Origin of the sequence: Flagellimonas beolgyonensis, from assembly GCF_003992615.1 — a bacterium.
GTDB classification, from domain to species: Bacteria; Bacteroidota; Bacteroidia; order Flavobacteriales; family Flavobacteriaceae; genus Flagellimonas; species Flagellimonas beolgyonensis.
Genome location: NZ_RZMY01000016.1, coordinates 216,613 through 231,323, shown reverse-complemented (window position 1 = coordinate 231,323; position 14,711 = coordinate 216,613). Strand labels below are relative to the sequence as shown.

At 46.3% G+C, this 14,711-nt stretch carries 11 protein-coding genes; 3 read left to right on the top strand and 8 right to left on the bottom strand.

Annotation, left to right across the window (positions count from 1 at the left end):
* Positions 1-5: 5 nt before the first annotated feature.
* On the top strand, positions 6-533 hold the full coding sequence (rimM, locus tag EO131_RS12050; RefSeq protein WP_127022332.1) for a ribosome maturation factor RimM: 528 nt from the start codon (positions 6-8) through the stop codon (positions 531-533).
* 81 nt (positions 534-614) lie between these two features.
* Here the strand turns inward: rimM and EO131_RS12045 are convergent, their stop codons facing one another.
* Positions 615-1,184, bottom strand: coding sequence for a porin family protein (locus EO131_RS12045; protein ID WP_127022329.1), 570 nt, complete (start codon positions 1,182-1,184; stop codon positions 615-617).
* A gap of 277 nt (positions 1,185-1,461) precedes the next feature.
* Here EO131_RS12045 and EO131_RS12040 point away from each other — a divergent pair, with 277 nt between their 5' ends.
* Together EO131_RS12040 and EO131_RS12035 are read left to right on the top strand one after the other, a co-directional pair.
* Entirely contained in the window at positions 1,462-2,121 is a 660-nt protein-coding gene (locus EO131_RS12040; protein ID WP_127022327.1) for a tRNA1(Val) (adenine(37)-N6)-methyltransferase, read from the top strand.
* A 56-nt stretch (positions 2,122-2,177) separates the two neighbouring features.
* On the top strand, positions 2,178-3,356 hold the full coding sequence (locus EO131_RS12035; RefSeq protein WP_127022323.1) for an acyl-CoA dehydrogenase family protein: 1,179 nt from the start codon (positions 2,178-2,180) through the stop codon (positions 3,354-3,356).
* Between the two features lie 35 nt (positions 3,357-3,391).
* Here EO131_RS12035 and EO131_RS12030 read toward each other — a convergent pair whose 3' ends face one another.
* From EO131_RS12030 to EO131_RS12000, 7 genes are all read right to left on the bottom strand, one after another.
* Complete coding sequence (locus EO131_RS12030; RefSeq protein ID WP_127022320.1) at positions 3,392-4,015, bottom strand: collagen-like protein; 624 nt, start codon at positions 4,013-4,015, stop codon at positions 3,392-3,394.
* A 153-nt stretch (positions 4,016-4,168) separates the two neighbouring features.
* The gene (locus EO131_RS12025; protein ID WP_127022955.1) at positions 4,169-6,481 is read right to left on the bottom strand and encodes an FdhF/YdeP family oxidoreductase; all 2,313 of its coding nucleotides are present in this window, start codon (positions 6,479-6,481) and stop codon (positions 4,169-4,171) included.
* Between the two features lie 7 nt (positions 6,482-6,488).
* Positions 6,489-6,857, bottom strand: coding sequence for a DUF7009 family protein (locus tag EO131_RS12020; RefSeq protein ID WP_127022317.1), 369 nt, complete (start codon positions 6,855-6,857; stop codon positions 6,489-6,491).
* 38 nt (positions 6,858-6,895) lie between these two features.
* On the bottom strand, positions 6,896-9,895 hold the full coding sequence (locus tag EO131_RS12015; protein WP_127022314.1) for a DNA polymerase III subunit alpha: 3,000 nt from the start codon (positions 9,893-9,895) through the stop codon (positions 6,896-6,898).
* Between the two features lie 193 nt (positions 9,896-10,088).
* Positions 10,089-11,303: a DNA polymerase IV gene (gene dinB, locus EO131_RS12010; protein WP_127022310.1), complete on the bottom strand. Its 1,215-nt coding sequence runs from the start codon at positions 11,301-11,303 to the stop codon at positions 10,089-10,091.
* A 414-nt stretch (positions 11,304-11,717) separates the two neighbouring features.
* Positions 11,718-12,689, bottom strand: coding sequence for a formimidoylglutamase (gene hutG, locus EO131_RS12005; protein WP_127022307.1), 972 nt, complete (start codon positions 12,687-12,689; stop codon positions 11,718-11,720).
* Between the two features lie 4 nt (positions 12,690-12,693).
* Positions 12,694-14,709, bottom strand: coding sequence for a urocanate hydratase (locus EO131_RS12000; RefSeq protein WP_127022304.1), 2,016 nt, complete (start codon positions 14,707-14,709; stop codon positions 12,694-12,696).
* Between the last annotated feature and the right edge of the window lie 2 nt (positions 14,710-14,711).

The following is a 14,711-nucleotide window of genomic DNA, read 5'->3' as shown; positions in this document are numbered from 1 at the left end:
GAACGATGCGCAAGGAAGATTGCTTCTACCTGGGCAAAGTCGTTTCAAAATATAGTTTCAAGGGCGAGGTGTTGGTTAAATTGGACACCGACGAACCCGATATTTACGAAAATATGGAATCAGTATTTGTTTCGTTGGGAAACAATCTGGTTCCATTTTTTATTGACCGCTGCCGATTGCACAAATCCAACTTGTTGCGCATCGATTTTGAAGAGGTAAAGGACGAACCCACAGCCGATAAGATCATTGGGGCCGAGTTGTATTTGCCCTTGTCCATGTTGCCCCCGTTGTCAGGAAACAAGTTTTATTTTCATGAGGTCATCGGCTTTACTTTGATGGATGAAGTGCACGGAGATATAGGAGTGATCCAATCCATTAATGATAGTGCTTCCCAAGATCTTTTTGAAGTGGAAAAGGAGGGCAAGCAATTGTTGATCCCCATCAACGACGATATCATCACCAAAGTAGATCGAAAGAACCGGACTATTCATGTGAAAACTCCAGAGGGTTTGGTGGATTTGTATTTGGGATAAATGATTATATTATAAATAAAAGGGGGCAGCCATTGGCTGCCCCTTTTTTGTGGTTGTTGGTATAGAACTGAAAAGCCAGTTTTATTTTTTCCATTTTCCTCCACCTACGTAGAACCCTAAGGAAATATCAAAGTAGGAGTTTTTGATTTCTGCACCGTCAATTTCGGTTTTCCCTATAAGATTATAGCTTGCGGCTAGGCGAAATTTTCCCCACTCGAAACCAGTGCGTATCAAACCACCGAATTTTCCATCTAATTCTGCTTCAGCATCCGGACCAAAATCTTTAAAACTGATATTTGCCAAAGCATTATAGCCTGCTCCAGCTCCTACAAATGGGGCAAATGAGGAACTTCCATTATGGAAGTAGTAATCAAAAGTTCCCAAATACGATGAGCTGGCAGCCAAATCAGCCTCTAAAGAGACGCCATCTGAGGATACATTTTTAGCTAGAAAGGCTGACTCAAATCGTATCCCGACGTTCATATTATCTGCAACATTGTATTTGGCTTCAAAAGCAGTAGAAATACCGCCACCACCATCAGGCATTGCATATCCAAAATCTAGGCCAGCTCGGAATTTGCCTTCCTCTTGTGCTTGGACTGTTTGTAAGATTGATGTCATGATAGCCAAAGCATAAAATAGTTTTTTCATAATAATAGTTTAAGAATTGGATAATGATTTTATTATCGGGTTCCTTCCCGATATCTGGGCAGCGAAATAATATCATTGGATTTGTTTAAAAGGCTGTTAATTAATGTATGGGCGTTTTGGGTTTATAAATACATTACCTGAATTGATGCTTGTATCTGAAGTACAGCCTTTATTTTTGTAACTGTAGAATTTAATTGTCAATTGTTATTTTAAATTTTTGAACCTTTTGGGGCCATTTCAATTTAAACAGTTTACCATCCATCAAGACCAATGTGCTATGAAAGTGGGCACAGATGGGGTGCTGTTGGGTGCTTGGACTGCATTGAACCACAGTCCCAATTCTATTTTGGACATTGGTGCCGGTACAGGATTGATAGCGTTGCAATTGGCCCAAAGATGTAATGCCGAACTCATTGACGCCATTGAGCTGGACGACGCTGCCTACGAACAATGTGTAGCCAATTTCGAGGCTTCACCTTGGGGCGATCGCTTGTTCTGCTACCACGCCGGTTTTGATGAATTTGTTGAAGAAATGGATGAGCAATACGATCTTATTGTTTCCAATCCGCCGTTTTATTCCGAAGAAGTGGGAAGCGGAGATGTATCACGCGACAAGGCAAGACAAAACAATTCGTTGCCCTTTGATGAACTTTTGGAAGGTGTGTCTAGCATATTGAATGAAGAAGGCATATTTTCGGTGATCATTCCCTATAAGGAAGAAATGGAATTTGTGAAGTTGGCAGATGTTTATGGGTTATATCCCAAACGCATTACTCGGGTAAAAGGGAATCCAACGGTGGATTTTAAGCGAAGTTTGATGGAATTTGGATTTGAAAAGGGCAACGTTTTGGAAGCGGAGTTGACCATTGAAACAGCGCGCCATAAGTATACTGAGGAGTACATGGAACTGACCAGACCCTTTTATTTGAAAATGTAACATTAGCACAATGAAATGTTATATTTCGTCATTATATTTGATCAAAACTTAAGCACATGAAGCCTGATTTGTTTGAAGCCCCTGATTACTACAATTTGGACGATTTATTGTCCGAAGAACATAAATTGGTGAGGGATGCTGCCCGTCAATGGGTGAAAAGGGATGTATCTCCCATTATTGAGGAATATGCCCAAAAAGCAGAGTTTCCGAAACAAATTATAGGTGGATTGGCCGAAATAGGGGCTTTCGGACCCTACATTCCGGAGGAATATGGTGGAGCGGGTTTGGACCAGATCAGTTATGGTTTGATCATGCAAGAAATCGAAAGGGGTGATAGTGGTGTTCGTTCCACGGCATCGGTTCAGTCTTCTTTGGTGATGTATCCCATTTTTGCCTACGGATCGGAAGCACAACGTAAAAAATATTTGCCCAAATTGGCCTCCGGTGAATGGATGGGCTGTTTCGGGCTTACCGAACCCAACCATGGATCCAACCCGGGAGGAATGGAAACCAAATTCAAGGACATGGGCGATCATTATTTGCTGAATGGTGCCAAGCTGTGGATTTCCAACTCCCCTTTTGCCGATGTAGCGGTGGTTTGGGCCAAAAATGAAGAAGGGCGCATCCATGGGTTGATTGTGGAGCGTGGTATGGAAGGTTTCTCTACCCCCGAAACTCACAACAAATGGTCGCTTCGGGCTTCGGCCACTGGTGAATTGATCTTTGACAATGTGAAAGTGCCCAAAGAAAATCTATTGCCGGGCAAGAACGGATTGGGCGCTCCGCTTGGTTGCTTGGATTCAGCACGATATGGTATTGCATGGGGTGCCATTGGCGCTGCCATGGATTGTTACGATACCGCCTTACGTTATGCCAAGGAGCGTATCCAATTTGGAAAACCCATTGCCGCCTACCAATTGCAACAGAAAAAGTTGGCCGAGATGATCACGGAGATTACCAAAGCACAATTGTTGGCCTTCCGATTGGGGCAACTCAAAAATGAAGGTCGCGCCACCACGGCCCAAATCTCCATGGCCAAGCGCAACAATGTGGAAATGGCCATCAAAATTGCCAGGGAAGCCAGGCAAGTGTTGGGAGGAATGGGCATAACGGGCGAATACAGTATTATGCGCCATATGATGAACCTGGAAAGTGTGATCACTTACGAAGGTACCCACGACATCCACCTATTGATCACAGGGGCAGATATTACCGGCATTTCTGCCTTTAAATAATCAGGTGCTTAAGACTGACTTGCCTGTTAATTTAGCTATCGTTTCAAATTGAAAAAATCCATTACCTCATCATAATTGTAGACGTCCACGCCCTTAATTTCGAGATTTTTTATGATGTCGGTTTTACCCAATTTTGAAGATAGGGTGGAAGCTTCCGCTATTATAATTGTGATATTCTGAACAATGTTTGCAGGAAAATCAAAACCAATTTTATTGGCATCATAAAAGTTGATTATAAGTTTTCCTTCATACATGGCCACAGCAACGTCCAGAACTGGATCTGTTGAAATTGTTCCTGGTATGAAATAATATATTCCACCGATATCAAGGTAAAACATAAAGGAATTGTTTTGTATCAAATCAATGGTAAATTCAGGGACATCGATTTTCCATTGGTTTCCTGAAAATTGACTGGTATCAATAATCAATTTCTTCACATTTGCATTCCCATCTTGGCCTTGTTCGCCCTGTGGTCCTTGCTCTCCTTGCTCTCCTTGGGCTCCTTGCTCTCCTTGTTCGCCCTGTGGTCCTTGCTCTCCTTGAATTCCCTGGGCTCCTTGTGGTCCTTGTGGTCCTTGTTCACCGGTATCACCGGTACAGGATACATTATTAACGGAAACAACTAATGCAATTAAAATCAATTGAAGATACTTTCTCATAATAAATTTTTGAACAATAATAGGAAGAATGTATCCTTGATTCTAAGAGAAGTTTATAGATGTCCTAAATCAATTGATGGATATTAATTTTTAATTGATGGAGGTATTTAACTGAAGCACTCAAGTATTTTAGGAATTAAGCAACTTCAAAAGTTAATGGAAGGTATCATTGGTTTTCTCTACAATGACCTTAATAGATTTACTGATTGGAGTCTGACTTTTGTCGGCAAATTGGTCTATGGGCACCAGTAAATTGGTTTCGGGAAAATACGCAGCCATGTTCCCTTTAGGTATGTTGTACGGCACTACCAAGAACTGTTCTGCCGTTCGTTTGACACCTCCATAATTACTGTGTAAATTGACCACATCCAAACGTTGCAGGTTTCTTTTGGCCATGTCCTTCTTGTTCATGAATACCACCCTACGTTCGTTGTGGATGCCCCGATAACGGTCATTTAATCCATAAATGGTCGTATTGAACTGGTCATGGGAACGAATCGTCATCAACAGCAGTTCGTCAGGTTGTAGATTATGTTCGGGCAAGGTGTTGATGGTCAAACGGGCCATACCGTTGGGCAGCATCCGAAAGTCACGTTCCCTTACATTGTTCGGTAAATAATAGCCAAATCCCTTGGACCGTTCACTTGTGTTTTCGAAGCCCTTCACCGTTTTGTCGATCAATTCTCGAATCAGGTCATAATTCTGGCCCAATGCAAACCAATCCATGCTATGGTTGCCCTTAAAATACGCGTGGGCCATCAAAGCAGTGATTTCCGGTTCACTTTTGATATGCTCCGAGGCCGGTTTCAATATCCCTTTGCTCTGACGCACTTTGCCGGTACTGCTTTCCATGGTCAAAAATTGGGCAGTCCCATTTTTCTCATCCTTTTCGGAACGGCCAAAGGTCGGCAGCAAGAGGGCCGTTCTTCCCGTGATCAAATGGCTTCTGTTCAATTTGGTGCTGATCTGGACGGTAAGACTGCAATTTTGAACGGCCTTTGCCGTATATGCCGTATCCGAGGCAGCCATAACAAAGTTGCCTCCCAAACAAATAAACACTTTGGCCTTTTCATCATGCATGGCCTGAATTGCATGCACGGTATCGTAGCCCGGTTCGGTTGGAGGGTCAAAATTGAGATGTTCCCTTATTTTTTCATTCAAGGTTTTGTTTACATAATGCATAATGCCGACGGAACGATCGCCCTGTACATTGCTATGTCCGCGAACCGGGCAGGTCCCGGCAAATGGTTTGCCAATGGCGCCTTTCAACAAGAGGATATTCACATATTCCTGAATACATTCAACAGCATTTTTATGTTGGGTAAGGCCCATGGCCCAACACACAATGATTTTGGAATTTTCGGCCAATAGCTGCGCCACTTGGTCAATTTTTCGCATTGATACCCCGGTTCTGCGCTGCAAGAATTCTTCATCGTACTGCCTCAGGTCCTCAATGAGCGCGTCATAGCCCTCCACATATTCCACAATAAAGGGGTGGTCCAGTACATTTGAATTTTTGGCATCCAAAGCAACCAATTTCTTCAAGATCAATTTGGCCAGTGCTACATCTTCATTAATCCGAACAGGTAGGTGGACGTCGGCCATCGGTTGGCCACTGCCCAACATGTCCGAAACATTTTGGGGATTTTTAAAATTGACCAACCCGGTTTCTTCCAGTGGGTTGATGCTGATGACCTTACCACCGTTCTTCTTGCATTTTTCCAATGCCGAGAGCATCCGCGGATGATTGGTGCCTGGGTTTTGACCGACCACCAGAACTACCTCTGCGCCATAAAGGTCATCCAAGGTAACGGAGCCTTTTCCAATGCCAAGGGTCTGCGAAAGGGCCACTCCCGATGATTCATGGCACATGTTGGAGCAATCGGGCATGTTGTTGGTGCCAAAGGCACGGGCAAACATCCCGTATAAAAAAGCGGCCTCGTTGCTCGACCGTCCGGAGGTGTAAAAAATGGCCTCGTTGGGGTCTTTCAATTGATGGAGTTCATCAGCGATCAATTCGAAGGCATCTTGCCACGAAATCGGTTCGTAATGGACTTTTCCGGGTTTCAGTACCAAAGGTTCCACAACCCGGCCCAATTTGTTCAGTTCATAATCCGAGAGTTGGGAAAGCTCCTCCACGGAATGTTTGGCAAAGAATTCCGCTCCAATATGGTCCCGGGTTGCTTCATCGGCCAAGGCCTTGGCCCCATTTTCACAATACTCTGCAATTTTGGAAGGATGCTCTGGAACGGGCCACGCGCAGCTCGGACACCGAAAACCGTCCTCTTGGTTCATTTCCAAAAGGGTTTTCATCGACCGAACGATTCCCATTTCCTTGAACGTGTGCCGCATGGCTTCCTTTACACCTGTAAATCCGGCAGAAATTTGCATGGGCTCCTTAAGGCGAAGTCCTGTGAATTGTATATTCCCGGTCAATGATACGTTTCGTTGGGTCTCTTTTTCCATGGTCGACTTAACATTGCAATTTTGGGTTGGGGTAATTGTCCGATTCATCTTCCGAGCGATTTTCCAAACAGGTAAAATCCTTTTCCAGCAATAGATGCAGGGTATTGCCTTCGGGAAGAACCATTTGGTTTTCAAAACCTATGGTTTCGTCTTGGAACCATGTTTTTCCCATGGTTTCCGGGACCAAAAGAGTCACCTGATTGTCCGCATAGCTTGCTTGTAGCTGTTCAATATCTGGATGCAATGCCACCTGATAGCGAAACGTTGTTGGGCCAAATGGAGTGGTTTCCCTTACGTTGCCGGTTTCTGATAATTGCCGTACCTCGGATTGGGTAAGCCTTAATCGGATCGTATTGCCTTTGATGCGGATTTTCATGGATGTTGGATTCTACATCCTAAGTTACGGTATTCCGCTCACTTGTTCGAACCCAACCTTTTTTTGCTGGTCCGCATGTCGGCATATCGGGGGTCTTGGATGTAATCCTGCTTCTGCATTTTGACGACCTCGATGCTCAAAAACCCGAATTCTTCCACCACTTTGCCATAAAAGCGGTAAATGCCCTTGCCCCGGAAATAGTACTTGGCAGCGACCGGGGGAAAAAGTACGGTATCGAAGACTTCGCCATGCTGGTCCACCAGAGTGGCAAAATACATGCGCTTGCCATCGTGGGTCGAAGTATTCTTTACGGTCACCAGATAGCCATAAATGTCGATATGTTTGTTCAGGTATTGGGGAAGGTCTCTTTGCCCGTGGGCGTTTTTGGGAGGTTCCGCCAAAAGCTCAAAGGGACTGCAAAGGCAGAAGCCCAAAAGTTCGAGCTGTTCAAAGGCGGTTTCCAACTGCGTGGTGTTCAGTTTCGGAATCTGAAAGTTTTGATGTCTTGGCGGGAATAGCTTGGGATGCTCCAACCGGTCGTTCTTGGAGAGCATGAGGTGTGCCTTCCACAGCAGTTCGTGTTTGTTGATGCCGGTGAACCGAAACGCATCGATACGGATAAGGATGGCCAATTGTTCCATCGATATGAACACGCGGTCCAAAAAATCTTCCATGGAAGTGAATGCCCCGTGCTGCAGCCGTTCCTTAATGATGCGCTCCATGACCCTGTTTTCAAGGTCCCGCAGGTACATCAATCCCAAATAGATGTGCTTCCCATAGATCCGATTTACCCCCATGCTGTTGTTCACGCAAGGAGGGTGAATGGTGGCTCCCAACATCCGGGCATCATGGATGTAGAATTCCGAACGGTAAAATCCACCTCCGTTGTTGAGCACGGCCACCAAATATTCCAACGGAAAATAGGCCCGAAGGAACAGGCTTTGGTAACTCTCCACGGCATAGGAAGCGGAGTGCCCCTTGGCAAAGGCATAACCGGCAAAACTGGCCACTTGGTTCCACACTTCGGAAATCAACTTTTCGTCATAGCCCTTTTTTCTGCAGTTGGCAATGAACTTGTCCTGCACTTTTTGGAACTCTGCCCGGGAACGGAACTTGCCGCTCATGCCACGGCGGAGCACATCGGCCTCGCCCAGGTCCAAACCCGCAAAATGGTGGGCCACCTTGATCACATCCTCTTGGTAGACCATCACGCCGTAAGTGTCGGGCATAATGTCCAACATAACCGGGTGTCCTTTTTCTTCGGCTCTCCCTGGGTTTCGATGCCGTAGGATGTATTCCCGCATCATCCCACTTTTGGCCACTCCGGGCCGGATGATGGAGCTGGCTGCCACAAGTCCCAAATAGTTGTCCACTTCCAATTTTTTCAGCAACATGCGCATAGCGGGCGATTCCACATAAAAACAGCCCATGCACTGTGCTGTCTTGACCAAGTTGTTGATGGTTCCATCTTTTTTAAAGCCTTTGATGTCGTGGATGTCGATATCCCCATGCTTTTCGGGTTGGTTGTAGGCCACAATTTCCAAAGCTTCCTTGATCTTGCCCAATCCACGTTGCCCGAGAATGTCAAATTTGTACAGGCCCACATCTTCGGCGATCACCATGTCGTATTGGGTGGTGGGAAATCCTTTTGGGGGCAGATGGGTGGCCGAAAACCAGTGCAGGGGCTTTTCACTGATCAAAATACCCCCGGCATGGATGCTCAGGTAATTCGGTTTGCCCATCAGGAGTTTGCCATACTTCAACACCAATTTAGACATTTGGTCCAGTTCGTTGGGATTATACCTGCCTTCCGATAAAAAATCAATTTCATGGGGCGGGAGCCCGAAGACTTTTCCCAATTCCCGTATAACCCCTCGTTCTTTAAACGTCACATAAGTCCCGAGCAGGGCAACGTGCTTGAACCGTTTAAAAATGTATTGGGTCATGGCTGGCCGGTCTTTCCAGGAAAAATCAATATCGAAATCGGGGGGATTGGTCCGGTACAAGTTGATGAACCGCTCAAAATAGAGATCGAGTTCCATGGGATCTACATCGGTGATGCGCAATAGGTAGGCCACAATACTGTTGGCGCCACTGCCGCGGCCCACATAAAAAAATCCCCTGCGGCGCGCTTCGGAAACAATGTCCCAATTGATCAAGAAGTAGGATACAAACCCCATTTTTTTGATGAGGTCCAGTTCTTTCTGCAAGCGATGGGCGATGGGCTCGTCCACTTTTTCATAACGGTAGGGGAGCCCCTCGGCGCAGAGTTGTTCAATAAGCCTTTCGTCTTCTGCTACGCTGCCCAAATAGGTTTTCAGGTTTTGGGGTTTTCTGTCCTTGGAAAAATCGAAATGGATGGTACAACTGTTGAGCAGTTTTTCGGTGTTCTCCAGAATAAAGGGAAATTCGGAAAAGGCTGCCGCCAGATTTTGAACAGGGTACATTTTTTCCTCTTCGTCCGCTTCTTGATCACTGGACAGTTTGCTCAAGAGCACATTGTTGTCGATGGCCCGGAGCAATCGGTGTGCATTAAAATCCTGTTTGTTCCGAAAAGTCACGGGTTGCTGTACCACCAATTTGTGCCTTTGTGCCGCTAATCGTGAAAACGGCAGTCGACGCAGGTCTTTGATGGAAATCCCGATGAACTCATGATCGAGGAAATTTTCCAGTTCATTGAGGAGTACCTGTTCAAAAGGATAAACCACAAATGCGTGTTTAAAGCTTGGTGCCCTGTCCGGTATTTTCAGTTCGTGGTGAAGGTGGTGCGACAGAAAATCGTTCAGTTCCAAATAGCCTTCGTTGTTTTGGGCAATGCCAATGAAGCAGGGTTGCACCCCATTCCTGAAATCGATGCCCAAAAGGGGGCGTACCCCAAACTCAGGTGCCTTTCGAACAAAGTTGAGCCCGGCGGAGGTATTGTTGATATCGGTGAGCACCAGTTGGGTCACGTGGTTTTGTTGGGCCAACTGCAATAGTTCCACCTCCGAGAAAGTCCCGAAACGTAGGCTGTAATATGTGTGACAGTTGAGGTACAATCTTTAGTTATCAGTTATCAGTTATCAGTTATCAGTTGTCAGTTGTCAGTTGTCAGTTGTCAGGGCGAGCGGAGTCGAGAGGCGAGATCGACTTGTATATTTTGAATTTAAATGACCTCTCGATTTAAGTTTGGTTTATATCCAGTGGTCGTCTTGTATCTTGTGTCTAACAGCGTAGCGGTCTCAGGTCTGACTACTGTTTTCTATGGGCCAATACCACGGGCGGTTCCCCATTAAAAGGGTTGTGCATGCTTCCGATGGTCTTGGCACCCATGGCCGAGGCGCGCAACACGCTCCGATTCCCAAATCGGTTTCTTACATAGTCCATGGCTTGGTATAGGTTCAGGGTCTCCTCCGTATCCTCGAAAAGGTTGATCTGGTAATTGCCGGACACCAAATGGCTGAACCGGATGCCGATCAACCGCACCAACATCCGTTTGTTGTACAGACCGTTGAACAGGTCCAAAATTTTAGGAATGAGCACATGGTCTGCACTGGTATAGGGAATGCGGAGTTGCTTGGAATAGGTGTTGAAATCGGAATAGCGGATCTTTACAGCAATGCAGGCCGTCAATTTATCCCCACGCCGTAATTGATAGGCCAGGTTTTCCGTCATGGCGACCAAGATGCCTTTCAGTTTGACCACATCAATGGTATCCCTGTCAAAGGTACGTTCCGTAGAAATGGACTTTCGTTCGTGAAAGGGAATCACGGGGGTGTTGTCTATGCCGTTGGCCCTTTTCCAAATTACAGTTCCATTGGTGCCCAGCACCCGCTGCATGATATCCATGGGCATTTCCTGAATGGTCCTTACCTGTCGTATGCCCAAATTTCTTAGGGTTTGATAGGTTTTGTCGCCCACCATGGGAATTTTTTTGATGGAAAGGGGAGCCAAAAACGGTTTTTCCAGGCCAAAGTCTATTTTAAGTTGGTTGTTGGGTTTTGCCTCATTGGTGGCCACCTTGGATACCACCTTGTTCACCGACAGCCCGAAGGAAATGGGGAGTCCGGTTTCCCGAATGATCTTTTGCCGCATCTCCGTAGCATATTTGTAGCAGCCAAAAAAGCGGTCCATGCCCGAGAGGTCGGCATAGAATTCATCAATGCTCGATTTTTCAAAAACGGGCACATGTTCTTTGATGATCTCCGTGACCGTATCTGAATATTTGCTGTACGTGCCGGCATTCCCTCGGATCACCACGGCCTCGGGACAAAGTTCCTTGGCCATTTTCATGGGCATGCCGGAATGCACGCCAAATCCACGGGTCTCGTAGCTGCAGGCAGCCACTACACCACGGTCGCTCGTGCCCCCTACCAATAAGGGCTTGTGTTTGAGTTCTGTGTTGATCAAGCGTTCCACGGACACATAAAATGTGTCCAGGTCCAAGTGCAAAATTGTCTTTTTCATGTTTAGCCGAAGATGAAGACTAAATTATGGAATAAATCCAAAAAAAAGGAAATAATCCAAAAAATAATACAAACAAAATCCACAGTTGTTTTTTCCGGAAAAATCACCATATCTTTGTCCCGTTGTGTTGGATTCCGATCTTAAGGATTGGAATCAGGTTGAAGCATCGAAGGATGCTCGCCAATGAAAGGCTTTCCGTTTGGAAGGCTTTTTTTGTTTGTGAGACCGGTTTTGAACCAGTTCAAAACTTAGGTCGAACAAATTCCGCTGAAAAGCGGAATCTTCTCCTTATAAAAGGCATCAATTTGACCATACAAAGTATTAGTGAAATTCCTGCCTGCGGCAGACAGGCGTGTCAAACCATTCCACGCATTAGATTCTTCACTCCGTTCAGAATGACAATTTGAAACACTGTCAACTTCCTGAAACCGCATGCGCCACGTAGTGCACCAAAGAAGCGGCCAACTTGGCGGTTTGCCCGTCAATATCAAATCTGGGGTTCATCTCGGCAATATCCAAACTGATGAGTTTTCCTGAGGCAATAATGGTTTTTAAGCATTCCAGAACGATGTGCGGGGTGAAACCCATGGGCGAAGGGGCACTTACTCCCGGGGCGAAGGCTGAAGAAAAACCATCCAAATCGATGGTCACATAAATATGGTCCACATTTTTGGCAAATGCATTGATAAAAGTGGTGATTTCTTGTAAAAAAGCGGGCTGGAAGGTCTCTGACATCACATAAATTACATCGAGATCCTTGGCCGTTTGGAAAAGGTTCCGGTCGTTGGCATCCCTACGGATTCCGAGGCAGAGGTAATTGAAATCGATGCCTTCTTGCCGGCACTCTTTGGCAATTTGATAAAATGGGGTTCCGGAATTGCCTTGGTCCGTTTTTTTTCGCAGATCGAAATGGGCATCAAAATTAATGATACCGATGGACTGTCCCTGTTTTTTGGCATCCAGATATTGCTTAATGCCACAATAATGGCCATAGGCCATGTCGTGACCACCACCCAGCACAATAGGAAACTGTTTTTTATGCAATAGGGTACAAACCGCCTCCGCAAGTTGACTTTGGGAAGCTTCCATATCGCTGTTTGCACAAGTGATGGAACCCGCATCGTGCAAGAGCACATGACTGGCCAAATGGTTGGGCATTTTGCCAAAACTGCTTTTGATCACATCGGGTCCGTCCACGGCACCAACACGCCCTTGATTACGGTGGACACCGGCATCACAGGCATACCCCAATAACACAATGGACTTTTTCTGGGCTTCCGGCATTTCATTCAAGGGGGTGCAATGTACTTTTTCGTGCAAGTACAGCCATTTGTTGGAAATCCGTCCGCTCCAAAGATCCTTTTTCGGGGGTTCGTAGTGTTTCATGACATTAAAAAAGGTTGTCCAATAGTTCCGACTTGACCAGATGGGGCAAAGTTACTTTTAAATTTGGAGTACGCTCCATTTCCCGTTCTATGGCAAACCGAGCTTCTTTGTTCCGAGCCCAGCTTCTTCGAGATATGCCATTGTTCACATCGAAGAACAGCATACGCTTCAATCGGATGGATGCTTCTTCGGAGCCGTCGAGCACCATGCCGAAGCCACCGTTGATCACTTCACCCCAGCCAACGCCCCCACCGTTGTGGATGGATACCCAAGTGGCGCCCCTAAAACTGTCGCCGATCACATTTTGGATGGCCATGTCTGCGGTGAACTTGCTGCCGTCATAAATATTGCTGGTCTCCCGAAAGGGCGAATCCGTGCCGCTTACATCATGATGATCTCGGCCCAACACCACCGGAGCGCTGATTTCACCCTCGGCAATGGCCGTATTGAAGGCATCGGCTATTTTGCTTCGCCCTTCGGCATCGGCGTACAAGATTCTTGCCTGTGATCCCACCACCAATTTGTTTTGTTCCGCTTCGGAAATCCATTTGATGTTGTCCTGCATCTGCTGTTGAATTTCCTCAGGAGCTTCCGCTTTGATGTTTCTCATCACTTCAAGGGCAATGGCATCGGTTTTTTGTAGGTCTTTTGGGTTGCCCGAGGTGCACACCCATCGGAAGGGTCCAAAACCATAATCGAAGCACATGGGTCCCAAAATGTCCTGCACGTAGGAAGGATATCTAAAATCGATATTGTTTTCGGACATCACATCGCCACCTGCACGGGAAACTTCCAACAAAAAGGCATTGCCATAATCAAAAAAGTAGGTGCCTTTTGAAGTGTGCTTGTTAATGGCGTTGATCTGTCTGCGAAGGGATTCCTGTACTTTTTCCTTGAACGCTTCCGGATTTTCCACCATAAGTGCATTGGATTCTTCAAAGGAGAGCCCAACGGGATAATACCCTCCTGCCCACGGATTGTGCAAGGAGGTTTGGTCGGATCCCAAATGCACAAAAATGCCTTCTTCATAAAAATGCTCCCAAACATCCACCACATTGCCGATGTAGGCCAGCGAAACCACTTCGTTGTTGGCAATGGCTTCCTTCACCCTGACCATCAATAGTTGTAGGTCCACCAACAATTCGTCCACCCAACCTTGCTCGTGTCGTTTTTTGGCAGCTTCCGGATTTACCTCTGCACAAACGGTGATGCATCCGGCAATGTTACCGGCTTTGGGTTGTGCCCCGCTCATGCCTCCCAAGCCTGCGGTCAGGAACACCTTTCCTTCGGGGGATTCATTTTTGGCCAATACTTTTCTGAAGGCATTCATCACCGTAATTGCCGTTCCATGTACAATGCCCTGCGGACCGATGTACATGTACGAGCCTGCCGTCATTTGCCCGTATTGGGTAACCCCAAGCGCATTGTAGCGCTCCCAGTCGTCCGGTTTGGAATAATTAGGAATCATCATACCATTGGTGACCACCACGCGAGGAGCTTCTTTGTGTGATGGAAACAGCCCCATGGGGTGACCTGAATACATGTGCAATGTTTGCTCCTCGGTCATTTGGGCGAGATATTGCATAGTGAGCAGATATTGCGCCCAGTTCTGGAAAACGGCCCCATTGCCACCATAGGTGATCAGCTCCTCAGGGTGCTGTGCCACTGCAGGGTCCAAATTGTTTTGGATCATCAGCATAATGGCGGCAGCCTGTTTGGTTTTGGCAGGATATTCGGAAATGGGTCGGGCCTGCATTTTATAGTCCGGCTTAAAACGATGCATGTAGATCCGACCAAATGTTTTTAACTCCTCGGCAAACTCCTGGGCCAATTCTTTGTGCCAAGCTTCCGGAAAATAGCGCAATGCATTTTGCACCGCCAGCTTTTTCTCTTCTAGGGACAAAATATCTTTGCGTTTCGGTGCTGGATTTCCATTTTTGGGATACGGTTTCTTTTTAGGGAGTTCGTTAGGGATTCCCTGCAGTATTTGTTTATGAAATGCAGTCAATGTCGAAGTCATGA